22 protein-coding genes are annotated in these 26,170 nt (G+C 69.8%); 10 read left to right on the forward strand and 12 right to left on the reverse strand.

The window, feature by feature from the left end; translation table 11 throughout:
• Nucleotides 1-44: 44 nt before the first annotated feature.
• Nucleotides 45-707 (reverse strand): response regulator, encoded by a 663-nt coding sequence (locus tag E5671_RS24935; protein WP_160506163.1) that lies wholly within the window; start codon nt 705-707, stop codon nt 45-47.
• 381 nt (nt 708-1,088) lie between these two features.
• On the opposite strand from E5671_RS24935, the gene pdhA reads away from it, so the two are divergent.
• From pdhA to E5671_RS24950, 3 genes are read left to right on the forward strand one after another with little or no spacing between them, the layout of a single operon-like run.
• On the forward strand, nt 1,089-2,276 hold the full coding sequence (pdhA, locus tag E5671_RS24940; protein ID WP_160506164.1) for a pyruvate dehydrogenase (acetyl-transferring) E1 component subunit alpha: 1,188 nt from the start codon (nt 1,089-1,091) through the stop codon (nt 2,274-2,276).
• 2 nt (nt 2,277-2,278) lie between these two features.
• Nucleotides 2,279-3,259, forward strand: coding sequence for an alpha-ketoacid dehydrogenase subunit beta (locus E5671_RS24945; RefSeq protein ID WP_160506165.1), 981 nt, complete (start codon nt 2,279-2,281; stop codon nt 3,257-3,259).
• Nucleotides 3,260-3,270: 11 nt separating this feature from the next.
• On the forward strand, nt 3,271-4,785 hold the full coding sequence (locus E5671_RS24950; RefSeq protein ID WP_160506166.1) for a 2-oxo acid dehydrogenase subunit E2: 1,515 nt from the start codon (nt 3,271-3,273) through the stop codon (nt 4,783-4,785).
• Between the two features lie 72 nt (nt 4,786-4,857).
• Here E5671_RS24950 and E5671_RS24955 read toward each other — a convergent pair whose 3' ends face one another.
• Nucleotides 4,858-5,793, reverse strand: a complete 936-nt coding sequence (locus tag E5671_RS24955) for a D-alanyl-D-alanine carboxypeptidase family protein (RefSeq protein ID WP_160506167.1) — start codon at nt 5,791-5,793, stop codon at nt 4,858-4,860.
• 120 nt (nt 5,794-5,913) lie between these two features.
• Here E5671_RS24955 and E5671_RS24960 point away from each other — a divergent pair, with 120 nt between their 5' ends.
• Both E5671_RS24960 and E5671_RS24965 read left to right on the forward strand, forming a co-directional pair.
• Nucleotides 5,914-6,600 carry a GntR family transcriptional regulator gene (locus E5671_RS24960; protein WP_160506168.1) on the forward strand — a complete coding sequence of 229 codons (687 nt, stop codon included), beginning with the start codon at nt 5,914-5,916 and terminating at the stop codon, nt 6,598-6,600.
• Between the two features lie 97 nt (nt 6,601-6,697).
• Nucleotides 6,698-8,005: an MFS transporter gene (locus E5671_RS24965; RefSeq protein ID WP_160506169.1), complete on the forward strand. Its 1,308-nt coding sequence runs from the start codon at nt 6,698-6,700 to the stop codon at nt 8,003-8,005.
• A gap of 52 nt (nt 8,006-8,057) precedes the next feature.
• Here the strand turns inward: E5671_RS24965 and E5671_RS24970 are convergent, their stop codons facing one another.
• Complete coding sequence (locus E5671_RS24970; protein WP_160506170.1) at nt 8,058-8,882, reverse strand: maleylpyruvate isomerase family mycothiol-dependent enzyme; 825 nt, start codon at nt 8,880-8,882, stop codon at nt 8,058-8,060.
• A gap of 136 nt (nt 8,883-9,018) precedes the next feature.
• Here E5671_RS24970 and E5671_RS24975 point away from each other — a divergent pair, with 136 nt between their 5' ends.
• Nucleotides 9,019-9,834, forward strand: a complete 816-nt coding sequence (locus tag E5671_RS24975; protein WP_160506171.1) for a nitrilase-related carbon-nitrogen hydrolase — start codon at nt 9,019-9,021, stop codon at nt 9,832-9,834.
• An 11-nt stretch (nt 9,835-9,845) separates the two neighbouring features.
• On the opposite strand, the gene E5671_RS24980 is transcribed toward E5671_RS24975, so the two are convergent.
• The 6 genes from E5671_RS24980 to E5671_RS25005 form a co-directional block, all read right to left on the reverse strand.
• On the reverse strand, nt 9,846-10,340 hold the full coding sequence (locus E5671_RS24980) for an LURP-one-related/scramblase family protein (protein WP_160506172.1): 495 nt from the start codon (nt 10,338-10,340) through the stop codon (nt 9,846-9,848).
• 139 nt (nt 10,341-10,479) lie between these two features.
• Entirely contained in the window at nt 10,480-11,133 is a 654-nt protein-coding gene (locus E5671_RS24985) for a DUF4232 domain-containing protein (RefSeq protein ID WP_160506173.1), read from the reverse strand.
• 135 nt (nt 11,134-11,268) lie between these two features.
• On the reverse strand, nt 11,269-13,437 hold the full coding sequence (locus E5671_RS24990; RefSeq protein WP_160506174.1) for a BTAD domain-containing putative transcriptional regulator: 2,169 nt from the start codon (nt 13,435-13,437) through the stop codon (nt 11,269-11,271).
• A gap of 155 nt (nt 13,438-13,592) precedes the next feature.
• The gene (locus tag E5671_RS24995; RefSeq protein ID WP_160506175.1) at nt 13,593-13,814 is read right to left on the reverse strand and encodes a hypothetical protein; all 222 of its coding nucleotides are present in this window, start codon (nt 13,812-13,814) and stop codon (nt 13,593-13,595) included.
• 74 nt (nt 13,815-13,888) lie between these two features.
• The gene (locus E5671_RS25000) at nt 13,889-15,244 is read right to left on the reverse strand and encodes a M18 family aminopeptidase (protein ID WP_160506176.1); all 1,356 of its coding nucleotides are present in this window, start codon (nt 15,242-15,244) and stop codon (nt 13,889-13,891) included.
• A 174-nt stretch (nt 15,245-15,418) separates the two neighbouring features.
• Nucleotides 15,419-17,245, reverse strand: coding sequence for an acyl-CoA dehydrogenase (locus tag E5671_RS25005; RefSeq protein WP_160506177.1), 1,827 nt, complete (start codon nt 17,243-17,245; stop codon nt 15,419-15,421).
• Between the two features lie 158 nt (nt 17,246-17,403).
• On the opposite strand from E5671_RS25005, the gene E5671_RS25010 reads away from it, so the two are divergent.
• From E5671_RS25010 to E5671_RS25020, 3 genes are all read left to right on the forward strand, one after another.
• Nucleotides 17,404-17,892, forward strand: coding sequence for an SseB family protein (locus E5671_RS25010; RefSeq protein WP_160506178.1), 489 nt, complete (start codon nt 17,404-17,406; stop codon nt 17,890-17,892).
• Nucleotides 17,893-18,010: 118 nt separating this feature from the next.
• Nucleotides 18,011-18,967, forward strand: a complete 957-nt coding sequence (locus tag E5671_RS25015) for a pirin family protein (RefSeq protein WP_160506179.1) — start codon at nt 18,011-18,013, stop codon at nt 18,965-18,967.
• A 60-nt stretch (nt 18,968-19,027) separates the two neighbouring features.
• Nucleotides 19,028-20,110: an AI-2E family transporter gene (locus E5671_RS25020; RefSeq protein WP_160506180.1), complete on the forward strand. Its 1,083-nt coding sequence runs from the start codon at nt 19,028-19,030 to the stop codon at nt 20,108-20,110.
• On the opposite strand, the gene E5671_RS25025 is transcribed toward E5671_RS25020, so the two are convergent.
• Complete coding sequence (locus tag E5671_RS25025) at nt 20,047-22,248, reverse strand: SpoIIE family protein phosphatase (protein ID WP_160506181.1); 2,202 nt, start codon at nt 22,246-22,248, stop codon at nt 20,047-20,049. The two genes, E5671_RS25020 and E5671_RS25025, sit on opposite strands and share 64 nt — an antisense overlap.
• A 163-nt stretch (nt 22,249-22,411) precedes the next feature.
• Here E5671_RS25025 and aspS point away from each other — a divergent pair, with 163 nt between their 5' ends.
• Nucleotides 22,412-24,193: an aspartate--tRNA ligase gene (aspS, locus tag E5671_RS25030; protein WP_160506182.1), complete on the forward strand. Its 1,782-nt coding sequence runs from the start codon at nt 22,412-22,414 to the stop codon at nt 24,191-24,193.
• Nucleotides 24,194-24,263: 70 nt separating this feature from the next.
• Here aspS and E5671_RS25035 read toward each other — a convergent pair whose 3' ends face one another.
• Nucleotides 24,264-25,082, reverse strand: a complete 819-nt coding sequence (locus tag E5671_RS25035; protein ID WP_160506183.1) for a metalloregulator ArsR/SmtB family transcription factor — start codon at nt 25,080-25,082, stop codon at nt 24,264-24,266.
• A gap of 140 nt (nt 25,083-25,222) precedes the next feature.
• Complete coding sequence (locus E5671_RS25040) at nt 25,223-26,122, reverse strand: NAD(P)-dependent oxidoreductase (RefSeq protein ID WP_160506184.1); 900 nt, start codon at nt 26,120-26,122, stop codon at nt 25,223-25,225.
• Nucleotides 26,123-26,170: the final 48 nt, after the last annotated feature.

The raw sequence follows: 26,170 nt of genomic DNA on the forward strand, positions 1-26,170 counted from the left end.
CGTCCCGAACGACCACACATCGTGACCGGACGTGTCAGTGCTGCTCAGTGCTGCTGTTCCGCCTGCATGCGGGCCACGTACGCGGCCGCCTGGGAGCGGCGTTCCATGCCGAGCTTGGAGAGCAGGCTGGACACGTAATTCTTGATCGTCTTCTCGGCGAGGTGCAGCCGTTCGCCGATCACCCGGTTGGTCAGGCCCTCGCCGATCAGGTCGAGGATCTTCCGCTCCTGGTCCGTGAGGTTCGACAGACGGTCGTCGCCCTTGGGGGTGTTCCCGTCGCGCAGACGCTCAAGGACGCGGGCCGTGGCGACCGGGTCGAGCAGGGATTTTCCCGCTGCCACATCACGTACGGCGGAGAGCAGTTCATTGCCGCGAATGGCCTTCAGGACATAGCCGGAAGCGCCCGCCATGATCGCGTCGAAGAGCGCCTCGTCGTCCGCGAACGAGGTGAGCATCAGGCATTTGATGTCCTCGTTCTGCGAACGGATCTCGCGGCAGACCTCCACGCCGCTGCCGTCCGGAAGACGCACGTCGAGAACGGCCACGTCAGGCCGTGTCGCCGGGATCCTGACCAGGGCGTCCGCCGCTGTTCCGGCCTCTCCGACGACCTCGATGTCGGACTCCACGGAGAGCAGCTCATGGACTCCTCGCCGCACCACTTCATGGTCGTCGAGGAGAAATACCGTAATTTTTCCGTCTTCGCGCACGGAGTCAGTCTCACACACGATCTCTCGCAGTGCCTGAGCTGAACCCTTCCCGTGCGCGGGGTGGCCGGGATAACGTGCCGGTGTTCCGGCCCCCTGCCAGGCTGTGATCAGTGCTGTGACCAGGAACTGTTCCCGACTTTCTGGATTTACTCGGAAATCCAAGCAGTCAGATACTTGGAAATCCAAGCAAATTCGCAGGTCAGATGGGGTTTCACAGAATTGGGAAGCACTGGGTAACGTGCATTGTGCAGGGCGCTCGCCGGGGCACCTGTCACGCCTGTTCCCGGCCGAGTCGCACCCACCCCGTGCGCGGGCACGGATCAGGCGAGCCGCACTGGCTTACCCGGTAATCCCGGGGGCCGGACCGACGGAGGAGCACACGTGACCGTGGAGAGCACCGCCGCGCGCACACCGCGCCGCAGCAGTACCAGCGGCGGGAAGCGCGCAAGCGCCAAGAAGGCCGCGCCGAAGAAAAGCACGGAACCCCAGCTTGTCCAGCTGCTGACCCCCGAGGGCAAGCGGGTCAAGCACGCAGAGAACGCCGTGTACGACTCGTACGTCGCGGACATCACCGCCGACGACCTGCGCGCCCTGTACCGCGACATGGTCCTCACCCGCCGCTTCGACGCCGAGGCCACCTCCCTGCAGCGCCAGGGCGAGCTGGGCCTGTGGGCCTCGCTGCTCGGCCAGGAGGCCGCCCAGATCGGCTCGGGCCGTGCCACGCGCGAGGACGACTACGTCTTCCCGACCTACCGCGAGCACGGCGTCGCCTGGTGCCGCGGGGTCGACCCGACCAATCTGCTCGGCATGTTCCGCGGTGTGAACCACGGTGGCTGGGACCCGAACACCAACAACTTCCACCTGTACACGATCGTCATCGGCTCGCAGACCCTGCACGCCACCGGCTACGCGATGGGCGTGGCCAAGGACGGCGCGGACTCGGCCGTGATCGCGTACTTCGGTGACGGTGCCTCAAGCCAGGGCGACGTCGCCGAGGCCTTCACCTTCTCCGCGGTCTACAACGCTCCCGTCGTGTTCTTCTGCCAGAACAACCAGTGGGCGATCTCCGAGCCCACCGAGAAGCAGACCCGCGTGCCGCTCTACCAGCGCGCGCAGGGATACGGCTTCCCCGGTGTGCGGGTCGACGGCAACGACGTGCTCGCCGTGCTCGCCGTCACCAAGTGGGCCCTGGAGCGGGCGCGTACGGGCGAGGGCCCGGCGCTCATCGAGGCGTTCACCTACCGCATGGGCGCGCACACCACGTCCGACGACCCGACCAAGTACCGCAACGACGACGAGCGCGAGGCCTGGGAGGCCAAGGACCCGATCCTGCGCCTGCGGACCTATCTCGAGTCCGAAGGTCACGCGGATGAGGGATTTTTCGCGGAACTCGACGCGGAGAGCGAAGCGTTGGGAAAGCGAGTGCGAGAGGTGGTGCGGGCGATGCCGGATCCGGATCTGATGGCGATCTTCGAGAACGCGTATGCGGACGGGCATGCGCTGGTCGACGAGGAGCGCGCGCAGTTCGAGGCGTACCAGGCGTCCTTCGCTGAAGAAGGCGGTAAGTGACCATGGGCGTTCAGAAACTTCCCCTTGCCAAAGCAATCAACGAATCGCTGCGCAAGGCGCTCGACACCGACCCCAAGGTCCTCATCATGGGCGAGGACGTCGGCAAGCTCGGCGGCGTCTTCCGGGTGACGGACGGGCTGCAGAAGGACTTCGGCGAGGACCGTGTCATCGACACCCCGCTGGCCGAGTCCGGCATCGTCGGCACGGCCATCGGCTTGGCCCTGCGGGGCTACCGCCCGGTGGTGGAGATCCAGTTCGACGGCTTCGTCTTCCCCGCGTACGACCAGATCGTCACGCAGCTCGCGAAGATGCACGCCCGCGCGCTCGGCAAGATCAAGATGCCGGTCGTCATCCGCATTCCGTACGGCGGCGGCATCGGCGCCGTCGAGCACCACAGCGAGTCCCCCGAGGCGCTGTTCGCGCACGTGGCGGGTCTCAAGGTCGTCTCGCCGTCGAACTCCTCCGATGCCTACTGGATGATGCAGCAGGCCATCCAGAGCGACGACCCGGTGATCTTCTTCGAGCCGAAGCGGCGTTACTGGGACAAGAGCGAGGTCGACACGGACGCCATCCCGGCGCCGCTGCACAAGGCCCGGGTCGCCCGCGAGGGCACGGACCTGACGCTCGCCGCGTACGGCCCCATGGTGAAGGTCTGTCTGGAGGCCGCGGCGGCCGCCGCCGAAGAGGGCAAGTCCCTTGAGGTCGTGGACCTGCGCTCCATGTCGCCGATGGACTTCGACGCCGTGCAGGCCTCGGTCGAGAAGACGCGGCGGCTCGTCGTGGTCCACGAGGCACCGGTCTTCCTGGGCACGGGCGCGGAGATCGCGGCGCGCATCACCGAGCGCTGCTTCTACCACCTCGAAGCTCCCGTGCTGCGGGTCGGCGGCTTCCACGCGCCGTATCCGCCGGCGCGGTTGGAAGAGGAGTACCTGCCGGGCCTCGACCGGGTGCTCGACACTGTCGACCGCTCGCTGGCGTACTGAGGGAGAGGGTCGTGACGACGATGACAAGTGCTGCGCTCGCCGAGTTCAAGATGCCCGACGTGGGCGAGGGGCTCACCGAGGCAGAGATCCTCAAGTGGTTCGTTGCTCCCGGTGACACGGTCACCGACGGGCAGGTGGTGTGCGAGGTCGAGACGGCCAAGGCCGCCGTCGAGCTGCCCATCCCGTTCAACGGTGTCGTACGGGAACTGCGCTTCCCCGAGGGCACCACGGTCGATGTCGGCCAGGTGATCATCGCGGTGGACGTGTCCGGCAAGAGCGCGCCTGCCGCGCCGCCCGCTGAGGCAGCCGCTCCGGAGCAGGCCGCCGCCCCCGTGGAGAAGGCAGCTGCCGAGGAGCCCGAGGAGGAGGCCGCTCCCGAGGGGCGCCAGCCCGTGCTCGTCGGCTATGGGGTCGCCCAGTCCTCGACGAAGCGCCGCGCGCGCAAGGCCGCTTCGGAGCAGGCCGCGGCCGCGGGGACGTACTACGCCGCGGCGGTCCAGGCCGAGCTGAACGGCTCCGGCACGGCTGCCGCCTCCGCCACGCCCGCGGCCCCCGCACCTGCCGCGCCCGCCGCCCCCGGGGGCGAGCGGCCGTTGGCCAAGCCGCCGGTGCGAAAGCTCGCCAAGGACCTGGGAGTCGACCTCACGGCCGTCGTCCCGTCCGGGCCCGACGGGATCATCACGCGCGAGGACGTGCACGCGGCGGTGGCCCCCGCCTCCGCCCCCGCCTCCGCCCCGGCCTCAGCCCCGGCCCTCGCGTCCGCCCCGGAGCAGGTGGCAGCCGAAGCCCCCGCTCCCGGCACCACCCCCGCGGCCGGCGCCGACGCCCGCGAGACCCGCATCCCCGTCAAGGGCGTCCGCAAGGCCATCGCCCAGGCGATGGTCGGCTCGGCCTTCACGGCGCCGCATGTCACGGAGTTCGTGACGGTGGACGTGACGCGGACGATGAAGCTGGTCGATGAGCTCAAGCTGGACAAGGCGTTCGCCGGCCTGCGCGTCAACCCGCTCCTGCTCATCGCCAAGGCACTGCTCGTGGCGATCCGGCGGAACCCGGACGTCAACGCCGCCTGGGACGAGGCGAATCAGGAGATCGTCCAGAAGCACTACGTGAACCTGGGCATCGCCGCCGCCACGCCGCGCGGCCTGGTCGTCCCGAACATCAAGGACGCCCACGCCAAGACGCTGCCCGAACTGGCCGAGTCGCTCGGCGAGTTGGTGTCCACGGCCAAGGAGGGCAAGACGACTCCGGCCGCGATGCAGGGCGGCACGGTCACCATCTCGAACGTCGGCGTCTTCGGCGTCGACACCGGCACGCCGATCCTGAACCCCGGCGAGTCCGCGATCCTCGCGGTCGGCACGATCAAGCTCCAGCCCTGGGTCCACAAGGGCAAGGTCAAGCCGCGTCAGGTGACGACGCTCGCGCTCTCCTTCGACCACCGCCTGGTCGACGGCGAGCTCGGCTCCAAGGTGCTCGCCGATGTGGCGGCGATCCTGGAGCAGCCCAAGCGGCTCATCACCTGGGCGTAGACCCGGCAGTACGCCAAAGGGGGCCCGCCGCGTACAGCGCGGCGGGCCCCCTTTGACGTATCCGGTGAAGGGCTACTTCTTGAAGCCGTAGTCCATCAGCTTCTTCGCGTCCTTCGTGCGGTTGGTCGACGAGGTCGAGGTGAGGACCGTGCCGATGACCGTCTTGCCGTTGCGGGTCGCGGCGAAGACGAGGCAGTACTTGGCCTGCGGTCCTGAGCCCGTCTTCACGCCGATCGCGCCGCTGTAGCTGCTGAGCAGGTTGTTCGTGTTCGACCACGACATGTAGCGGTAGCCGCCGCTCTTCGTGGTGACCTTCTGCTTCGTCGACTTCGTCTTCACGACCGTACGGAACGTGGAGCTCTTCATCGCGCTGCTGGCGAGCTTCGTCAGGTCGCGGGGGGTCGAGTAGTTGCCCGCGCCGCCGATGCCGTCGAACGAGTCGAAGTGCGTGTTCGTCAGGCCGAGGCTCCTGGCCTGGGCGTTCATCTTGCCGATGAAGGACTTCACGCGGGCGGAGCGGGTGGAGCCCTTGCCGAACTTGTCCGCGAGCGCGTACGCCGCGTCGCAGCCGGACGGCAGCATCAGGCCGTACAGGAGCTGGCGGACGGTGACCTTGTCGCCGACGATCAGCCGGGCGGACGAGGCGGTGTTCCTGACGATGTAGTCGCTGTAGGCCTTTTCGATCTTGACCTTGGAGTTGAGGTTGAGGTTCGGCTGCGCGAGCACCACCTTCGCCGTCATGATCTTCGTGGTCGACCCGGTGGAACGGCGGGTGTCCGCGGACTTGGTGAAGAGCGTCTTGCCCGTGCCGTTGTTCATGACGTAGCCGCCCTTGGCGGCGATCGACGGCTTCGGCAGTGCGGCCGCGTGGGCCGGGGTCGTGAGGGCTCCGCCCGCGAATACCGCACCCGCAGTGACGATTACGGCCGATGCGCGGTGAATGCCCTTAATGGGGGTTTTCAAGTTCTGTGCTCCAAATGCCCAAATGCCCCTGGAATGCGGCCACATGAGGGTGCCGCTTGGTAGTGAGACACACGAGAGGGGCAAATGGATGCGTCCTCGTGAGGGTGATGTCCGGATCGTGAAATGGACGGCCTCATGGGTACGTGTTGTATCTATGCTGTGCGCATGCCTGCCGCACCCGCCTCTTCCCCCTCCCTGGCCCCGGCTCACGCCCTGAAGCGGCCACCCGCCGCCGAGCGCGTGTACGCGCACGTCAAGCAGGGGGTGCTCGATCGGCGGTACGAGGGCGGCACGCTGCTCACCGAAGGCGAGCTCGCCGAGGCCGTCGGGGTGTCCCGCACTCCGGTGCGCGAGGCGCTCCTGAAGCTGGAGGTGGAGGGGCTCCTGAGGCTCTACCCGAAGAAGGGTGCGCTGGTCCTGCCGGTGTCCGTGCAGGAGATCGCCGATGTCGTCGAGACGCGGCTCCTGGTGGAGACGCACTCGGTGCGCAAGGCGGTGCCTGCGCCTCCGGCGTTGATCGCCCGGCTTGAGGAGCTCCTCGCCCAGCAGCGGGAGCAGGCCGCTGCCGGGGACCTTTCAGCTGCCGCTGTGACCGACCGGTGCTTTCATGCCGAGATCGTGCGGAGCGGGGGGAACGAGATTCTTGCCCGGTTGTACGACCAGCTTCGTGATCGGCAGTTGCGGATGGGGGTTGCGGTGATGCATTCCCATCCTGATCGGATCGCCAAGACGCTTGTCGAGCACGAGGAGATTCTTGGGGCTTTGCGGGCGGGGGATGCTGACTCGGCGGTGGGTGTGGTCACCCGGCACGTCGGGTGGTTCCGGGACCTTGCTCGGGGTGAGGTGCGATGAGGTTGCTCCTTGACGGGCCCCCGTCCGCCGGTGGTGGGTTTTCTTTTGCCGCTTCGCGGCGTGTTTCCCTCCCACCCACCCGTTACTGGAGGTCCCGATGAGCGCCGCCTCCGCCCCCGTCTCCCTCCCCGGTGACCCGCCCGGTGGTCGCAAGGCCATGCTCGTGTGGGGCATCGGTGTCGCCGTCTACTTCGTCGCCGTCATCTTCCGGACCTCCCTCGGCGTCGCCGGACTCGACGCCGCCGACCGGTTCCACGTCAACGCGTCCGCGCTCTCGACCTTCTCGATCCTCCAGCTGCTCGTCTACGCGGGCATGCAGATACCCGTCGGCCTGATGGTCGACCGGCTCGGCACCAAACGCGTGCTGACCATCGGAGTCGTGCTCTTCACGCTCGGGCAGCTCGGCTTCGCGTTCTCGCCCTCGTACGGAATGGCGCTCGCGTCCCGCGCGCTGCTCGGCTGCGGTGACGCACTGACCTTCATCAGCGTGCTGCGCCTCGGCACCCGCTGGTTCCCTGCCCGCCGCGGCCCACTGGTCGCCCAGCTCGCCGGCCTGGTCGGCATGGCGGGCAACCTCGTCTCCACCCTCGTCCTCGCCCGGCTCCTGCACTCCGTCGGCTGGACCGCGGCCTTCGCCGGCAGCGCGCTCTGCGGCGTCGTCGTCCTCGTACTGATGACGCTGTTCCTCAAGGACCACCCCGAGGGCCACGAGCCGGAGCCCGCGCGGCACACCGGTGGGGCCTTCGTGCGCAAGCAGATAGCCCTGAGCTGGCGCGAGCCCGGCACGCGGCTCGGCCTGTGGGTGCACTTCACCACGCAGTTCCCCGCGATGGTGTTCCTGCTCCTGTGGGGCCTGCCGTTCCTCGTCGAGGCGCAGGGCCTCACGCGCGGGACGGCCGGGGCGCTGCTCACCCTCGTCGTGCTGTCCAACATGGTGATCGGCCTGGTCTACGGGCAGATCGTCGCCCGGCACCACGCGGCCCGCACGCCGCTGGCCATCGGCACCGTCGCGACGACGGCCGTGATGTGGGCGACCACGATCCACTACCCCGGCGACCACGCCCCGATGTGGCTGCTCATCGCGCTGTGCACGGTGCTCGGCGCCTGCGGCCCCGCGTCCATGATCGGCTTCGACTTCGCGCGGCCCGCCAACCCGCCGGAGCGGCAGGGCACCGCGTCCGGCATCGTGAACATGGGCGGCTTCGTCGCCTCCATGACGACGCTGCTCGCCATCGGCGTGCTCCTCGACGCGACCGGCGACAACTACCGGAGCGCCTTCTCCGCCGTCTTCGTCCTGGAGGCGGTCGGCCTCAGCCAGATCCTGCGCCTGCGGACGCGTGCGGTGCGCCGCGAGAAGGAGCGCCTAGTCGCCAGCCGCGTCGAGGCCGTGCACGTACCCGTCTGACCGATGGCCGATGGCCGATGGCCGATGGCCGATGACCGATGGCCGCGGAGGGCTACGGCGTGACCGCGAACTCCCGCAGGATCGCCTCGGCCAGGCCGTGATCGCCCTCGATCTTGATCCGGTCGGCGACCGAGGCGTGCGAGACGCGGCCGCACGCCAGGCGGAAGTACGTCTCCCAGTCCAGGCTCAGCGTGGCGAGCGGGCCGAGCGAGGGGGCGCTGTCGACCGTCGCGTGGCCGTCGGCGTCGACACGGACCGTGCGCAGGAACTCGACGGGTCCGCTCACGTCGAAGACGACCGCCGAATTCGCCGGCGCCGCGGCCTTCTTGGCGACCACCTTGGGCAGTCCGTGCAGCAGGAGGTCCCGCGCCACGTACGCGCCCTGGGAGTCGAGGTTGCCGGGCTTCTTCAGCGTCGTACGCAGATCCTGCTCGTGCACCCAGACGTCGAACGCCCGCATCCGCGTGGCCAGTTCGAGGGTCTGCTCGGTGCCGAGCGGGCCGCGGACCTTGTGGGAGGGGTCGCGCGACTCGTTCCGCAGCTGCCGGGAGCGGCGGATGATCGTGTACTCAAGCTCGGATGTCATCTCGGGCGCGGTGTGGTGGCGCCGGACGTCGACCTGGACCTCCATGTAGCGCTGGCCCTCGGTCTGTACGTGGTACAGGTCGCGGGGCAGGGTGTGGATGGGGCGCGGGTCGCCCAGCATCTCGCAGTCCAGGCCTATGACGTGGGAGACGACATCCCGCACCGACCAGCCGGGGCAGGGGGTGGCCCAGTTCCACTCTCCCTCGGCGAGCGGTGACACCAGCTCGGATATGGCTGATACGGATTGGGTCCAGGCGTCGGCGTAGGTTTGCAGGCTGGGATGGAGACTCACGGGACCCCTCGACGGTCGTACGCGGGCGGTGGGTGTCTGGGACGCTAAGTTACGCTGCCCGCAGGCACCCCGGCAGTGCTTTCGTGTGACGATCGTAGGCCTGCATTGACGGCTCGAATGCCAGGACGGTGGTAGTGTGCGCGCCTCCCTCATCCAGATCGCCGTAGACGAGGGCGAATCGGTCAATTCCCGCCGCTCGCGGGTCTCTTCACTGGTACGTGAGGTAGCCGAGCGTGAGCGGCCGGATCTCGTCGTTCTTCCCGAACTGTGGACCACGGGCGCTTTCGCGTACGAGTCGTTCGCGAGCGAGGCGGAGTCGTTGGAGGGGCCCACGTACGAGGCGATGGCCAAGGCCGCGAGTGACGCGGGCGTCTGGCTGCACGCGGGGTCCATCCCGGAGCGGGACGCTGCGGGGGACCCCTCGGTGGACCTCTACAACACCTCGCTCGTCTTCTCGCCCGACGGTGAACTCGCCGCCTCGTACCGGAAGATCCACCGGTTCGGCTTCGACAAGGGCGAGGCCGTCCTGATGGGGGCGGGCAGCGAACTGGTCACGGTGCGCACGCCCGACGCGGCGATCGGGCTCGCCACCTGTTACGACCTCCGCTTCCCGGAGCTCTTCCGGGGGCTCGTCGACGCGGGCGCCGAGATGTTCGTCGTCCCCGCGGGCTGGCCCGCGCGGCGGCGTGAGCACTGGACGCTGTTCGCTCGGGCGCGGGCTGTCGAGGACCAGGTGTACGTCCTTGCCTGTGGCACCGGCGGTACGCATGCCGGGGTGCCCCAGGCGGGGCACAGCATCGTCGTCGACCCCTGGGGCGAGGTGCTCGCCGAGGCGGGGGACGGCGAGGAGGTCCTCACCGTCGAGTTCGACCCGGCGAAGGTCGCGGCCACGCGCGAGCAGTTCCCCGCGCTGAAGGACCGGCTGCTCGGGATGGACGTCCCCCGGCGCTGAGAGGCTCAGGGTCAGTCGTCGCCCCTCTCCTTCTCCGCCAGGCGGATCACGCAGACCGCGACGGCCAGAAGGAGCGAGGCGTCGGCGTCCTCCCGGGTGACGTGCAGGCCGTACGTGTCCCGGACGCGGAACCAGCGGCGGGAGATGTCGGCCAGGAGTTCGCCGTCGTACTCGATGGCGAACTCGCGGTCCAGGATCTTGCCGCTCACGTCGAGCTCTGTACCGTCGACCAGGGCCACGCGGTAGTGATTGCGCAGGAGCGAGAGGCGCTTGCGCTTGACCGTGGCCAGCGGCTCGCCCTCCCGTTCGATCACCATCGTGTCGCGCAGCGCCAGCATCTTGGCGCGGATGTCGATGAGGACGCGACCCTGCATGTCCTTGAGCTCGAAGGTGTCGCGCAGGCGCATCGCCTTGCCGTCGACGAGAAAGACCTTCCGACCCTGGTCGTCCTCGATCCAGTAGTCGTCACCGATGCCGAGCAGCCGGTCGCGTACGAGAAGTTTCATGGCGCGATGCCTACCCCGTGGCGCGCGTGACACAGCCGGCCCGTGTCACTTGGGGGAAGTGAGGACACGGACCGGCTGTGGATCAGGGGAGGACGCGGAGTCTCTACGGACGTCGCGTCGTCTCTACGCCATGGCGTCTCTACGACATGGCGTCCTCAAGGGTGTTCTGCCAGTACGTGACCTGCGAGTCCGCGTTGAGCAGCAGGCCCGCGGCGCCGGGGGAGTTCACCGTGACCCGGCCGTCCGTGCCCTTGCCGTCCTTGGTGGCGAGCGTGACGCCGAGGGTCTTGGCGCGGTGGGTCTTCTCGGCGTCGATGCCCGCGAGGCTGATCGCGGCGTAGGCGGACTTGGCCGGCTCGACGCGGACGACCGACTGGGGGCGGGTGTTCTCGGCCACCGGGAGGTTCTTGCCCGCCGCCGGGTCGCTGACGAAGGGGGCGCCGAAGACCGAGCAGGTCTTGCCGCCGTTGTTGGTGATCTTGAGCAGGACGAGGGGTGCGGTGCCGGCGGTGTCCTCAAGCTCGATCTTCGCGGCGGTCGGCGTGCAGGCGTCCCCGGAGAGCGGAGCCGCGGAACCGGAACCGGAACCGGAACCGCCGGAGGTTGTAGCAGCCGGGCCGCCGGTACTCGCATCGGCCGATCGCTTTTCGGCACGGGACGCCTTGTCGCCGCCGCCATCACCGTCACCGTCGCCGTTGCACGCGGTGAGCGTGAGGGTGAGCGCCGCAAGGGCCGTAACAGCGAGCGCGGCCTTCTTACGGGCGACGCGGGCGGTACGAGCGGTGGTGCGCATGGCGGTGACTCCCCCGTGAGCGGCGGTCGTTCGGGCTTGCACCACTGAGCCTGCCGCCCGCCGCTGGCGTTCCGCTAACACCTGGCTAATGGATCATTCACGCAGCTCGCGAGGGAGCTCAGCGCCGGCCCTGTGTCACCTGGAGGGGTCCGGTACGGACCGCCGCAGCTCCTCGGGACGAGGCCGGCGGAACGTCGTGGTCGCGGGCGCGTCCAGGTCGCGGGCGAAGAGCCGCACCAGAGACGGCAGGACGTAGTGCCCAGCCCCCTCCTCCTGGATCAGATGGACCGCGGCGAGGCGGTCGAGTCCCTCGCGTGCGGCGGACACGGTCGCGCCCGCGAGGGCGGCGGCCGCGTGCGCGTCCACGTCCGGAGTGGAGGCTCGGCTCAGCGAGGAGAGCAACCAGGCGTCGCTGCCGGGGAGTTGGGCCACCGAGGTGCGCAGGACGGCAGCGACGCCGGTGTCCTCGGCGGAGAGCAGGGCCAGCCTCTGCTCATCGTCGGCGAGTTCGGCGGCGAGCCCGGCCACGGACCGCTGGGGGCGCCCGATGAGCCGGGCGGCGGCGATGCGCAGGGCGAGCGGGAGGCCGTCGCAGAGGCGGGCGATGCGGCGTACGTCCTCGGAGTCGGCGTCCGTCTCGGCGCTCTGCCGCAGGGCGCGGAGAAACAGCCCGGCGCCGTCGAGCTCGCCGAGCGGGTCGACCTGCACGGGGCGCGCGCAGTCCGACGCGACGAGGCCGTCGAGGCGGTTGCGGCTGGTGATGAGGGTGGTGCAGTGGGGTGCGCCGGGCAGGAGGGGGCGGACCTGGGCGGAGTCGTGGGCGTTGTCGAGCACGACGAGGAGGCGCCGCTCGGCGAGGAGCGAGCGGTACAGGGCCGCCGCCGGTTCGATGCCGGCCGGCAGATCCTGCGGCTGCACTCCCAGGGCGCGGAGGAACTCCCGCAGGACGCGCTCGGGATGGGCGGGGTCGCCGCCGCTGAAGCCGCCGAGGTCCGCGAAGAGCTGGCCCTCCGGGTGGGGGGCCGCGTGGTGGTGCGCCCAGTGCAGGGCGAGGGCGGTCTTTCCCACGCCCGCGGGGCCGGTGAGCAGGACGATGGGCGCCTCTGTCTCTTCGACGAGTACGGCTCCCAGCGCGGCGAGTTGCTCTTCACGGGCGGCGAAGGCGCGGGGAGCTCTGGGCAGGAGGCGGGGGATCGCGGGACCCGGCGGGTGGCCTGCCGCCGGGGTGGCGGGAGCGATCGGGGCTGTGGGTGCTGCGGGGTTGGTGTCCTGCCCCTGACCATCGGAGCCCGGCGGCGGCGTCGTGGGCCGTGCCCGCCCTTCGCCGGACTCGCGGCTCTGCCCGGCCGGGGGAGACCCCACTCGCTGTGCGGGACGGCTTCCGTCGGCGGGTGCGGCGGGTGCGGCGGGTGCGGCGGGTGCGGCGGGGGCCGCAGGTCCGGTGGGCGCAGAGGGCGCGGAAGGCGCGGCGGGGCCGCTCTTCGCGCCGCCGCCGAGGCCCAGGTCGTACCGCCCGCGAGGGCGCGGCGCGGGAGCGCCCAGCATCGGATGTGCCCCGGTGTCGGGCTCACCGGCGAGGATCTCCTCGTACGCCCGGCGCAGCTTCTTGCCCGGGTCGACCCCCAGCTCCTCGGCGAGCAGCTCCCGCGTCCGGTGGTAGTACTCCAGCGCTTCGGACTGCCGGCCGCTCCGCTGCAGCGCCCGCATCAAGGCCGCCACCAGGCTCTCCCGCAACGGGTGTTGGACCGACTCCGCACTCAGCAGGCCCACGGCCTGGCCGTGCGAGCCGAGCCGTCCGTACGCGTCGGCGAGCTGCTCGACGGTGACGAGGCGGCTCTCCTCAAGGCCCCGCGCGGCGGCCAGCATCGGCTCCGTGGCGACCGTGCCGGTCAGCGCGGGCCCGTTCCACAGTGCGAGAGCCTCCCGCAGCATCAGCGCCGCGTCCGAGGCCTCCCGCTGCCGCCCGGCCAGTTTGACGAGGTCCTCGAAGCGGCTGACGTCGAGCAGGGTCTCCGGGAACTGGAGGGCGTACGCACCGCCCTGCGTGGCGAGTTCCACGCCGTACGCGTCCAGGCCCGCCTCGACGAGCAGAGCGCGCAGCCGGGAGATGTGCCCCTGGATGACGGTGCGCGCGTGCAGCGGCGGTTCGCCGTCCCACAGGGTCTCGGTCAGGGCGTCCACCGAGACCGGTGTGCCCGCCCGCAGCAGCAGCGCGGCGAGCAGACTGCGGCGCTTGGCGGGGCCGAGGGGGACGGAGCCGCTGCCTCCGGCGACGCTCACCGGTCCGAGCAGCTGGAACTCCACCTGGCCTCAACTCCTCTGCCGCGCCCGCGCCGCACGCTTCGATCACGCTTCGAACAAGGCTCAAGAGTATCGCCGGGCCCGGCGGCCACGGAGGTGGCTGCCGGGCCCGGCGATGAAAGCGGCTGAAACCGTACGCCCGCGAGCGGGTCCGGCCGTCAGTAGCGGTGGTGGTGGTCGTCTTCCGTCTGCACGACGGTCGCGCCCGGGGGTACGACCGTCTTGCGGCGTGCGTTGGTGAACGCGGCGACGCCGATCACGCCCACGGCCATCATGATCAGACCGGTGACTGTGAGGTTGATGCCTTCCATCTCCCAGTCGGTGGCGAACGTGAGGATGGCGCCCGCGGCGATCAGGATGATGCATCCGCCCAGGCCCATGTGGACCGCCTCCCTAAGTCGTGGCAGGGCACCCGGGTACCCGGACCCGGCACGGCCACACAGGGAAGCGGAAATCAGCCTTCCAGGAACGCCACCAGCGCGTTGGCAAGGAGGTGCGGGTCGTCCGCCCCGCACAGCTCGCGCACGCTGTGCATGGAGAGGATCGCGACGCCGATGTCGACGGTCTTGATGCCGTGCCGGGCCGCGGTGATCGGCCCGATCGTCGTGCCGCAGGGCATCGCGTTGTTCGACACGAAGCTCTGGAAGGGCACCCCGGCCTTCTCGCACGCGGCGGCGAACACGGCCCGTCCCGCGCCGTCCGTGGCGTACCGGTTGTTGACGTTGACCTTGAGGATCGGGCCGCCGTTGGCGCGCGGGTGGTGCGTCGGGTCGTGCCGTTCCGCGTAGTTGGGGTGGACGGCGTGGCCCGTGTCGGAGGAGAGGCAGACGGTGCCGGCGAAGGCGCGGGCCCTGTCCTCGTACGTGCCGCCACGCGCGAAGACGGAGCGTTCGAGCACCGAGCCGAGGAGCGGGCCGTCCGCGCCCGTGTCGGACTGCGAGCCGTTCTCCTCGTGGTCGAAGGCGGCGAGCACCGGGATGTACGGGAGGGAGTCGGCGCCGTCCGCGGTGGCGACGGCGGCGAGCGCCGCCGTACAGGCGTGCACGGAGAGGAGGTTGTCCATCCGCGGGCCCGCGATGAGGTCGCGGTCGCGGCCGAGGTAGGACGGCGCCTCGATGGGGTGCGTCATCAGGTCCCAGCCGGTGACGTCGCCGGGGGTGAGCCCCGACTCCTCCTCCAGGAAGCTGATGAGGTCGCCCTCGTGCACGTCGTCGCCGAGGCCCCAGATGGGCTGCATGTGCTTCTGCTTGTCGAGCTTGAGGCCGTCGGCGACGACTCCGCGGTCCATGTGGATCGCCAGCTGCGGGACGCGCAGCAGCGCCCGGTCGATGTTCACCAGGCGCGTCGAGCCGTCCCGCAGCGAGAGCCGGCCCGCGAGGCCGAGGTCGCGGTCGAGCCAGGAGTTGAGCAGCGGGCCGCCGTAGATCTCGACCGCGACCTGCCGCCAGCCGTGCGCGCCCGCGTCAGGCTTCGGCTTGACGCGGAGGTTCGGGGAGTCGGTGTGGGCGCCGACGACGCGGTACGGGGTGTGCGCGGTGGCGCCTTCGGGCACGTACCAGGCGACGATCGCGCCGCCGCGCTGCACATACTTCCCGCCGGCCGACCCGTCCCAGGCGTCGGTCTCCTCGACCTGCCGGAAACCGGCCTTCTCCAGCCGTTCCGCGGCGCTCGCCACTGCGTGGTACGGCGAGGGGCTTGCCGCCAGGAAGGTCATGAGGTCGTCGGAGTGGCCGCGGTCGAAAGTATGAGGGGCGCGCGCAGCGCTCTTTGCAAGGGCGGCGGCGGGAGACGGGCGGGCGGGTGTGCTCATGGCTTCCAGCCTAGCTAGCGGGTATCCCTGACGCGGGGGCCCTGAACCGGGAGGTTCTGTACCGCCGCTCCGCGGCGGATCTTTCCCGCCCACCCACCCGATCACCCCGCAGCGGCCCGCCCCCCAAGGGAAGCAGGCCGCAGCGAGGTTGAATCGGCGTACGTACTACGAGAATTAGAACGCAGCCTCGTCCAGCTCCATGAGGTCCAGGTCGACGCCCTCGGCGAGCTTCCGCTCGGCCGTGACCCCCGGCAGGACATTCGCCGCGAAGAACTTGGCCGCGGCGATCTTGCCCTCGTAGAAGGCTTTGTCCTTGGCCGAAGCCGTCTCCAGCTTCTCGGCGGCGACCGCCGCGCCCCGCAGCAGCAGGTAGCCGACGACGACGTCACCGGAGACCATCAGCAGGCGCGTGGTGTTCAGGCCCACCTTGTAGATGGACTTCACGTCCTGCTCGGTGGCCGCGAGGTCCGTCAGCATGACGCCGACGATGGCCTCCAGCTCGACCGCGGCCTTGGCCAGCTCCTCGCGGGCCCCGGCCAGCGTCTCGCCGCCCGTACCCACCGCGAGGAACTTCTTGATCTCCTCGGCGAGGCCGTTCAGCGCGGCGCCCTGGTTGCGGACGATCTTCCGGAAGAAGTAGTCCTGGCCCTGGATCGCCGTGGTGCCCTCGTAGAGGGTGTCGATCTTGGCGTCACGGATGTACTGCTCGATCGGGTACTCCTGGAGGTACCCCGAGCCGCCGAACGTCTGGAGCGACTGCGCGAGCTGCTCGTACGACTTCTCCGAGCCGTAGCCCTTGACGATCGGCAGGAGCAGGTCGTTGAGCGCGATCAGCGCCGACGCGTCCTCGCCCGCCGCCTCCTTGACCTGGATCTCGTCCTGGACCGCCGCGGTGTGCAGGACGAGCGCGCGCATGCCCTCCGCGTACGCCTTCTGCGTCATCAGCGAGCGGCGGACGTCCGGGTGGTGCGTGATGGTGACCTTGGGCGCCGTCTTGTCCATGAACTGGGCCAGGTCCGGGCCCTGCACGCGCTCCTTGGCGTACTCCAGGGCGTTGAGGTAACCCGTCGAGAGTGTCGCGATGGCCTTCGTGCCGACCATCATGCGGGCGAACTCGATGATCATGAACATCTGGCGGATGCCGTCGTGCTTGTCGCCGATCAGCCAGCCCTTGGCGGGGTGCTGGTCGCCGAACGTCATCTCGCACGTGTTGGACGCCTTGAGGCCCATCTTGTGCTCGACGTTCGTGGCGTACACGCCGTTGCGCTCGCCGAGCTCGCCGGTCTCCCAGTCGAACTCGTACTTCGGGACCAGGAAGAGCGAGAGGCCCTTCGTGCCGGGGCCGTGGCCCTCGGGGCGGGCGAGGACGTAGTGGAGGATGTTCTCCGACATGTCGTGCTCACCGGACGTGATGAAGCGCTTCACGCCCTCGATGTGCCAGGAGCCGTCGTCCTGCTGGACGGCCTTCGTGCGGCCCGCGCCGACGTCCGAACCGGCGTCCGGCTCGGTGAGGACCATCGTCGAGCCCCACTGCTTCTCGACGGCGATCGCGGCGATCTTCTTCTGCGCCTCGTTGCCCTCGTCGTGCAGGATGCCCGCGAACGCCGGACCGGAGGAGTACATCCACACGGCCGGGTTGGCGCCGAGCAGCAGCTCCGCGTAGCCCCAGATCAGGGAGCGGGGCGCGGTCGTGCCGCCGATGGCCTCGGGCAGGCCCAGGCGCCAGTACTCGGAGTCCATGAAGGCCTGGTAGCTCTTCTTGAAGGACGCCGGTACGGGCGCGGTGTTGGTCGCCGGGTCGAAGACCGGCGGGTTGCGGTCGGCGTCCTCGAAGGACTCGGCCAGCTCGTTCTCGGCGAGGCGGCGCAGCTCGTCGAGGATGGTCTTGGCGGTGTCGACGTCCATCTCCGCGAACGGGCCGGTGCCGTACAGCTTGTCGCGTCCGAGCACCTCGAAGAGGTTGAACTCGATGTCGCGGAGATTCGACTTGTAGTGCCCCATGGCGACGGCTCCGTAAGCAGAAAAGGGATCAACGGGATCAGTACCAGCTAGTAGCTACGATGATGCTACCCGCCAGTAATAAGAAGCAACCCCTAATGGGTCATCTGTGACCCAGTACTCGTGCCCGGCGCGGGTGCGGGCTCAGTACTCTTGCGAGCATGTACGGCTACGACCAGAGCCCAGGCGCCCAGCAGCAGTACGCCCCGCCCGGGGCGCAGCCGCCGCCGCAGCAGATGCCGGGCGCCGCGGGCGGCTACGCCCAGCAGCCCCCGCTCTACCCCGAGCCGTCTCCCCCGTCCCTCGCGGACGCGGTGCGCGCTTTCACCACGGGCTCGATGTCCGCCGAGGACTTCCAGCAGACCTTCGCCACCTCGAAGGTCTACTGCCCGCGCGGCGACAACCCCGGCTTCCTCGCCCTGCACAACACCCAGCAGCCGGTGATCCCGATGTTCACCTCGCTCAAGGAGCTGCGCCGGTACGCGGGCAAGGAGTCCAAGTACTTCGTGATCACGGGCGCTGAGGTCATCGACCTCCTCCCCACCGGTTACGGCTTCGTCCTCGACATGGAGGGCGAGCACCGCATGGTCTTCGACGCCAAGGCCGTCGAGCAGATGGTCGACTTCGCGATGCGCAGGATGTACGGCTAGCGGCCGTTTCAGGACACATGCGACGCCCGGAGGGAATTCCCTCCGGGCGTCTCGCGTTCCCGGTGGCAAGAAGTTCTACGTTCAACTAAAGTGGACGTACGAAGAAGGAGGCACCGACATGCCCGCTGTGACCGTCGAGAACCCGCTGACCCTGCCCCGTGTGGCCGCGTCCGGCGATGCCGTGGCCCGCCCCGTGCTCGCCGTGACGACCGCCCCGAGCGGCTACGAGGGCGAGGGCTTCCCGGTGCGCCGGGCGTTCGCGGGGATCAACTACAAGTACCTCGACCCGTTCATCATGATGGACCAGATGGGTGAGGTGGAGTACGGAGCCGGGGAGCCCAAGGGCACGCCCTGGCACCCGCACCGAGGCTTCGAGACCGTCACGTACCTGATCGACGGAACGTTCGTCCACCAGGACTCGAACGGTGGCGGCGGCACCATCCGCAACGGCGACACCCAGTGGATGACCGCGGGCTCCGGCCTCCTGCACATCGAGGCCCCGCCGGAGTCCCTCGTCACGTCCGGCGGCCTCTTCCACGGCCTCCAGCTGTGGGTGAACCTGCCCGCGCGGGACAAGATGATGGACCCCCGCTACCAGGACATCCGCGGCGGCCAGGTGCAGCTCCTCGCGTCCCCCGACGGCGGCGCGCTCCTGCGTGTCATCGCGGGTGAGCTCGACGGGCACGAGGGCCCCGGCATCACGCACACACCGATCACGATGATCCACGCGACGGTGCGCCCAGGTGCCCGGGTCACACTGCCCTGGCGCGAGGACTTCAACGGCCTCGCGTACGTCCTCGCCGGGCGCGGCACGGTCGGTGCCGAGCGCCGCCCGGTGCACATGGGCCAGACGGCGGTCTTCGGCGCGGGCTCATCGCTGACCGTCCGCGCGGACGAGAAGCAGGACGGGCACACCCCCGACCTGGAGGTCGTGCTGCTCGGCGGGCAGCCGATCCGTGAGCCGATGGCGCACTACGGACCGTTCGTGATGAACAGTCAGGCCGAGCTCCAGCAGGCGTTCGAGGACTTCCAGAAGGGCCTGCTCGGCAAGGTCCCCGCCGTGCACGGCATGTAGGCAGCAGGCGTTCGGCGTACACAACGTGCGGGGCCCGAGAGGTCATGCTCGGGTAGGAGGGTGAGCACCCTTCTGCCCGAGCCCGCACGGCGCGTCGCCGCCTGGTGCGTCGTCCTCCTGCTCGTCGCCGGCGTGGCCGCCGTGGCGATCTGGCTCTTCGTCACCTTCAAGACGGCCGTCACACCGGTGCTGCTCGCCCTCCTCGGCACGGCGCTCCTCGGGCCCGTCTACCGCTGGCTCCTGAAGATGAAGGTGCAGCGCTCGCTGGCCGCCGGGCTCACCTGCGCGGTCGTCGTCGCGGTCGTCGGCGGCGCGGTCTACATCGTGGCCAAGGCCCTGATCGACACCGGCGACCAGATCGTCGCCTCCCTGAAGCAGGCCGCCACCGACCTCTCCAAGCACTTCGGCGCCGCGGGGACCTCCCTGGACGACATGGCGTCCAACGCCAAGGACCTGCTCGGAAAGTTCGGCGGCTCCGCCGCGTCCGGAGTGATCAGCGGGCTCAGCGTCGTCGGCGAGATGATCGCCATGGCCGTCCTCGCGCTGCTGCTCGTCTTCTTCTTCCTGCGTGACTCCGACAGGGCGCTCGGCTCCATGCGCTCGCTCGCCCCGCGCGGCACCGCGGACACCGTCGAGGCCATGGGCAGGCGCGCCTTCGAGGCCGTCGAGGGCTTCATGCGCGGGACCACGTTCATCGCGCTCATCGACGCCATCTGCATCACCGCCGGGCTGCTGATCCTGCGGGTGCCGGGGGCGTGGGGGCTCGGCGCGCTCGTGTTCATCGGCGCCTACATCCCTTATCTGGGCGCGTTCATCTCCGGCGCCGTCGCGGTCCTCGTCGCGCTCGCCGACCGGGGCTTCGCCATCGCGCTGTGGGCACTGGGTGTCGTACTCGCCGTGCAGGTCCTTGAGGGGCACGTGCTCCAGCCGGTGATCCAGTCGCGGACCGTGCAGATGCATCCGGCGGTCGTCATGCTGGCGATCACCGCCGGGGCGTCCGTGGCCGGAATCCTCGGGATGCTGCTCGCGGTGCCGGTGACGGCGGCCGCGTTCGGGGTGTTCTCGGAGCTGCGGGGCGGCTACTCGGGCGGCGCGGGGGCGGGTGCGGGTGCGGAATCCTCGGAGTCGGCGGCACCCTCGTAGAGTTCGAACCAGATGCTCTTGCCCTCGCCCCTGGGGTCCACCCCCCACTCGTCGGCGAGCAGCTCCATCAGGACCAACCCCCGCCCGGACGAAGCCAGTTCACCGGGGTGGCGCTTGTGCGGCAAGTCGTCGCTGCTGTCCGAGACCTCGGCCCGGAGCCGGCGCGAGCCCGGAACCCCGATGACCTCGGCGACCAGCAGGGCATCGCCGTCCGTGTGCACCAGTACGTTCGTGATCATCTCGGAGACCATCAGGACCGCCGAGTCGACCTGATCGGGGACAGCCCAGTCGTGCAGCAGCTCCCGCACATGGCGCCGCGCCCCCGCGATGCGCTCCGGCTCGGCCTGCGCGACCGTCAGGACCGTGCGGCGGGCGGGCGTGCGATGGACGAGGTGGGCGGCCCTGCGCAGCAGCAGGACCGCTATGTCGTCCTCGCGGCGGTCCACGAGCGGCCCCGTGTTCTGGTGCGACGAGGGCCCGTGCACGGCCTGTACGAGGGTGTCGGCGAGCTCTTCGAGCCCGTCGTCGCCGTCGCCCCCGTCCTCCTCCAGGATCTTGCGGATCCGCTTCCAGCCGCTGTCCAGGTCGTGGCCGCCGGTCTCGATGAGGCCGTCGGTGCAGACCAGCATCGTCTCGCCGGCCTCCAGGACGAGGCGGGTCGTGGGGTAGTCCGCGTCCGGGTCGATGCCGAGCGGCAGGCCGCCCGCGGTGGGGCGCAGCAGGACCGTTCCGTCGCTCATCCGTATCGCCGGCTCCGGGTGGCCCGCGCGGGCGATCTCCAGGACGCCGGTGGCCGGGTCGGCCTCCACGTAGAGGCAGGTCGCGAAGCGCGCGTCGGACGCGTCGCCCGCGGGGTCGCCGTCCGAACCGATCGCGATGCCGTCCGTGATCCCCGAAAGGAAGCGCGTCGCCCGGGAGAGCACGGCGTCCGGGCGGTGGCCCTCGGACGCGTACGCGCGCAGAGCGATCCGCAGCTGGCCCATGAGCCCGGCCGCGCGCACGTCATGCCCTTGCACGTCACCGATGACGAAGGCGATGCGGCCGTTGGGCAGCGGAATCATGTCGTACCAGTCGCCGCCCACCTGGAGCCCGCCGCCGGTCGGCACATACCGCGCGGCCACGCTCATCCCCGGGATGCGCGGCCCGAGCAGCGGCAGCATCGAGCGCTGAAGGCCCTCCGTCAGCTCCCGCTCCGACTCGGCGACCCCGGCCCGCGACAGGGCCTGGGCCAGCATCCGGGCCACCGTCGTCAGGACGGAGCGCTCGTCCGGCGTGAACGAGACGGGGTAGGCGAAGGCCGCGAGCCACGCGCCCATCGTGCGCCCCGCCACGGTCAGCGGCAGGAACGCCCACGACTGCCGGTCGAAGGGCTGGGCCAGCGGCCAGGTGGCGGGGTAGCGGCGGTGGTACTCCTCGGGCGAGGAGAGATAGACCGCGCGGCCCGTGCGGACCACCTCGGCGGCCGGATAGTCCGTGTCCAGGGTCATCGCCGAGAAGGGCAGGTCGTCCCCCGGCTGGTGCCCGTAATGCCCGATGACCTTGAGCCGGTCGCCCTCGACCCCGAAGACACCGAGCCCGTCCGGCGAGAACCCCGGCATGGAGAGCCCGCTGGCCACCCGGAGCACCTCCTCCGTCGACCGCGCCTCGGCGAGCGCACGCCCGGCGTCGAGCAGGAAGGCCTCGCGGGAGCGCCGCCAGTCACCGGTGACCGGGCTGCGGGCGGCCGCGCCCGGCGGGGGCTCGGTGACCTCTTGCAGGGTGCCGATGAGCTCGTACGCATGCGTGGCCTCGTCCACGATCGGCTTGGAGCGGCTGCGCACGATGCGCAGCACGCGGCGGCCCTGCTCGTCCATGATCCGCAGCCGGGCCTCGGCGAGGGTGCCCTCGGCGACGGCGAGCTGGACGATGCCGTCGATCTCGTTCCAGTCGACGGGGTGGAAGCGGGAGCGCACGCCCGCCTCGGTGAGGGTCTGGGCGCGCGGGGGAAGCCCGAGGAGCCGGGCCGCCTCCGCGTCGAGCGTGACGGTGCCGGCCGCGTTGTCCCAGCGCCACAGGCCGGTGGCGATGGCGGCCAGGACGTCCCGTACGGGAGGCAGGGGTTCGTCCCCCGCCTGCTGCAGGGGATCGTCGGTGCGCATTGACCCACTTTAGGAAGATCGATGGACAAGTCGCCACCGCCGGGGGTGGCGGGAGGCGCTCCGGAGTGATCCGCGAAGTAATCCGGAAAGCGATCTCCGCCCGGACGGTAGCCTTGGGGACTGTCTGCTCTCTCCCCTATTCGCGAAGACTGGATGAACGAAGATGCATCGGTACAGGTCCCACACCTGCGGCGAGCTCCGCGCCTCTGACGTCGGCTCCGACGTCCGGCTGAGCGGCTGGCTGCACAATCGCCGAGACCTGGGCGGCATCCTCTTCATCGATCTGCGCGACCACTACGGCATCACGCAGCTGGTGGCACGCCCCGGCACGGCCGCCGCCGAGACGCTCGACAAGCTCTCCAAGGAGACGGTCGTCCGTATCGACGGCAAGGTCGTCTCGCGCGGCGCGGAGAACGTGAACCCCGAGCTGCCCACCGGCGAGGTCGAGATCGAGGCCGCCGAGGTCGAGGTGCTCGGCGCGGCCCAGCAGATCCCGTTCACGATCAACGCGGACGACGGCGTGAACGAAGAGCGGCGCCTGGAGTACCGCTTCCTGGACCTGCGCCGCGAGCGCATGCACCGCAACATCATGCTGCGCTCGTCCGTGATCGCCTCCATCCGCTCGAAGATGGTCGCGCTCGGCTTCAACGAGATGGCGACGCCGATCCTCGCCGCGACGTCCCCCGAGGGCGCCCGCGACTTCGTGGTGCCGTCCCGCCTGAACCCCGGCAAGTTCTACGCCCTGCCCCAGGCCCCGCAGCAGTTCAAGCAGCTGCTGATGATCTCGGGCTTCGACCGCTACTTCCAGATCGCGCCGTGCTTCCGCGACGAGGACGCGCGCGCGGACCGCTCGCCGGGCGAGTTCTACCAGCTCGACGTCGAGATGAGCTTCGTGGAGCAGGAAGACGTCTTCCAGCCCATCGAGAAGCTGATGACGGAGATCTTCACGGAGTACGGGGGTGGCCGCGAGGTGACCTCCCCCTTCCCGCGCATCCCGTTCCGCGAGTCGATGCTGAAGTACGGCAACGACAAGCCGGACCTGCGAGCGAAGCTCGAACTGCACGACATCACGGACATCTTCGCCGATTCCGAGTTCAAGGCGTTCGCGGGCAAGCACGTCCGCGCGCTGCCGGTCCCGGACACGGCGTCGCAGTCCCGCAAGTTCTTCGACGGCCTCGGTGACTACGCGGTCGAGCAGGGCGCGAAGGGCCTGGCCTGGGTGCGGGTGGCCGAGGACGGCTCGCTGACGGGACCGATCGCGAAGTTCCTGACGGAGGCGAACGTAGAGGAACTGACGAAGCGCCTCTCCCTGGCCCCCGGCCACGCGGTGTTCTTCGGCGCGGGCCAGTTCGACGAGGTCTCGAAGATCATGTCCGCCGTCCGGGTCGAGGCGGCCAAGCGTGCGGGCCACTTCGAGGAGGGCGTCTTCCGCTTCTGCTGGATCGTCGACTTCCCGATGTACGAGAAGGACGAGGACACCGGCAAGATCGACTTCTCCCACAACCCCTTCTCGATGCCCCAGGGCGGCATGAAGGACCTGGAGGAGAAGGACCCCCTCGACATCCTCGCCTGGCAGTACGACATCGTCTGCAACGGCATCGAGCTGTCCTCCGGCGCGATCCGTAACCACGAGCCCGAGGTCATGCTCAAGGCCTTCGGGATCGCGGGCTACGAAGCGGAGACCGTGGAGCGGGAGTTCGCGGGCATGCTCCGCGCCTTCCGCCTCGGCGCGCCGCCGCACGGCGGCATCGCGCCGGGCGTCGACCGCATCGTCATGCTCCTCGCGGACGAGCCGAACATCCGCGAGACGATCGCCTTCCCGCTGAACGGCAACGCCCAGGACCTGATGATGGGCGCGCCGTCGGAGCTGGAGGAGTCGCGTCTGCGCGAACTGAACATCCAGCTGCGCAAGCCGGTTGCTTCCGGCAAGGGCGAAGACAAGTAGTCCTGGAAGCAGGCAAGTTGAGGGCCCGGAACCGATCTCGGTTCCGGGCCCTTTCCTGTCCGGGTCCGGGTCAGTCGCTCGGGACGAGCCACGGTTCCTCCGGGAGCGGGGAGCCCGTCTCCAGGAGGGACTTGAGGTTCGAGAGGACCGCCGGCCAGCCCGACGCCACGTCGTTGCGGTCCTTCTCGCTCGCCAGGTTCTCGTGCGTCACCGTGAGGCGGACGATGCCGCCGTGCGGCTGGATGTCGAAGGTGACCTGGGAGGGCTCGGCGGAGCCGGTGGCGGCGCCGGGCTCCGCCCAGGTCGTCACGAGGCGGGTGGGCGGGGTGCTCTCGACCACCTTGCCCACCACGTCCGCGATGCCCGAGCCGTCCGTGCGCCGGTGCTCCCAGGGGGAGCCCTGCTGCCAGTCGGAGACGTTGGCGTGGCCCCAGTACGCCGCCGTCAGGTCCGCGTCGGTGAGGGCGTGCCAGACCTTCTCCGGGGTGCTTTCGATGTAGGTGACGTAGACGTACGTCGGCTTCGTCGGCTCGGTGGTCATGGTGGCGGCCTCCGCCTGTTGTTTGAGGGTGCTGAGTGCTTGAAGGCGTGGGTGCTCGAACTTGTCGATCCAGCGCTCCTGGATCTCGTGCAGGGGCACGGGATTCAGGTAGTGGAGTTTTTCGCGCCCTCGCCGCACCGTGCTGACCAGGTTCGCGTCCTCCAGGAGTGCGAGGTGCTGGGTGGCCGACTGGCGCGTCATCGCGACGCGTTCGGCCAGCTCACCCAGCGTCTGGCCGTTGTGGCCGTGCAGCTGGTCCAGGAGATAGCGCCGCGTGGGGTCGGCCAGAGCCTTGAAGACCTTGTCGACCGGACTCGGTGCGGGGCCCTGACCCTTGCTCGTACTCACACCTCCATCATGCAGGTATTTACCTGCATGTCAACGCTGGGGCGTCTCCGTGGCGACGACCGTCCCGCAGACGACGCGGGGATCGTGGCACCCGCACCTGGCGGGCGCGGGCCGCTAGCCCGGCCTGGGGACCCGCTTCCTCAGCGGGTCCCCAGCAGCTCCACGATGCTGGAGAAGCTGTCCTTCGCGTGGCCCGCCTCCATTCCGCGCCGGAACAGGTCGGCCACCGCCGACGGCAGGGCGGCGTCCACGCCCGAGTCGGTGTGGGTGTGCACCACGTGCTCCATGCTGGCCAGGCCCATGGCGAGGCGGTCCACGTCGCCCTCGTGGTTGTCCGCGTCGATGCGCGCCGAGTAGAAGGACAGGAACTCCGGCATGCCGGTCATGTTCTGAGAGGCGTACGGGAGGATGTCCGCCGCCGAGAGGCCGTTGGCCTTGGCGAGGGCGATCGCGTACCAGTAACTGGAGACGCTCGTCCAGAAGATGACCATGTTCAGCTGGTACATCAGTGCCGCCAGGCCCGGGTCCTCGCCCCGGTAGTCCGTCTCGCCCGTCAGCACCTCAAGGGTCGCGCGGTGCTTCGCGTACGCCTCGTGCGGGCCGCTGTAGAACGTCGAGGACTCCGGCTTTCCGATGCCGTGAGGCGGGGCGAGCACACCGCCCGTGAGGTGTGCGGCGCCGTGCCCGGCGGCCCAACTCGCCGCCTCGCGGGCCTTCTTCGGGGTGTCCGAGCTGAGGTTGACGATCACGCGGCCGGGGAGGGTGGCTGCCGCCGGTTCCAGTACGGAGTACATCGCGTCGTAGTCCGTGAGGCTCAGGATCACCAACTCGTTGGCGGCGATGGCCTCCTCGGGGCTGGCGGCGAGCGTCGCGCCGCGCTCCACCAAGTCGTCCGCGCGGGACGCGGTGCGGTTCCAGAGGGTGACCTGGTGGCCCTTGTCGAGCAGGGCCGTGGCCATCGCGTGGCCCATGGGGCCGAGGCCGATGAGGGTGAGAGGGGTGGGGGTGAGAGGGGTGGGCGTGAGAGGGGTGGCGTTCATGTGGTGCCTCCAGGGCTGTAACGAACGTTCTATTTAGTGCGCTGGGGA

The sequence above is a fragment of the Streptomyces sp. BA2 genome (genome assembly GCF_009769735.1).
In the GTDB taxonomy this organism is placed as follows: domain Bacteria; phylum Actinomycetota; class Actinomycetes; order Streptomycetales; family Streptomycetaceae; genus Streptomyces.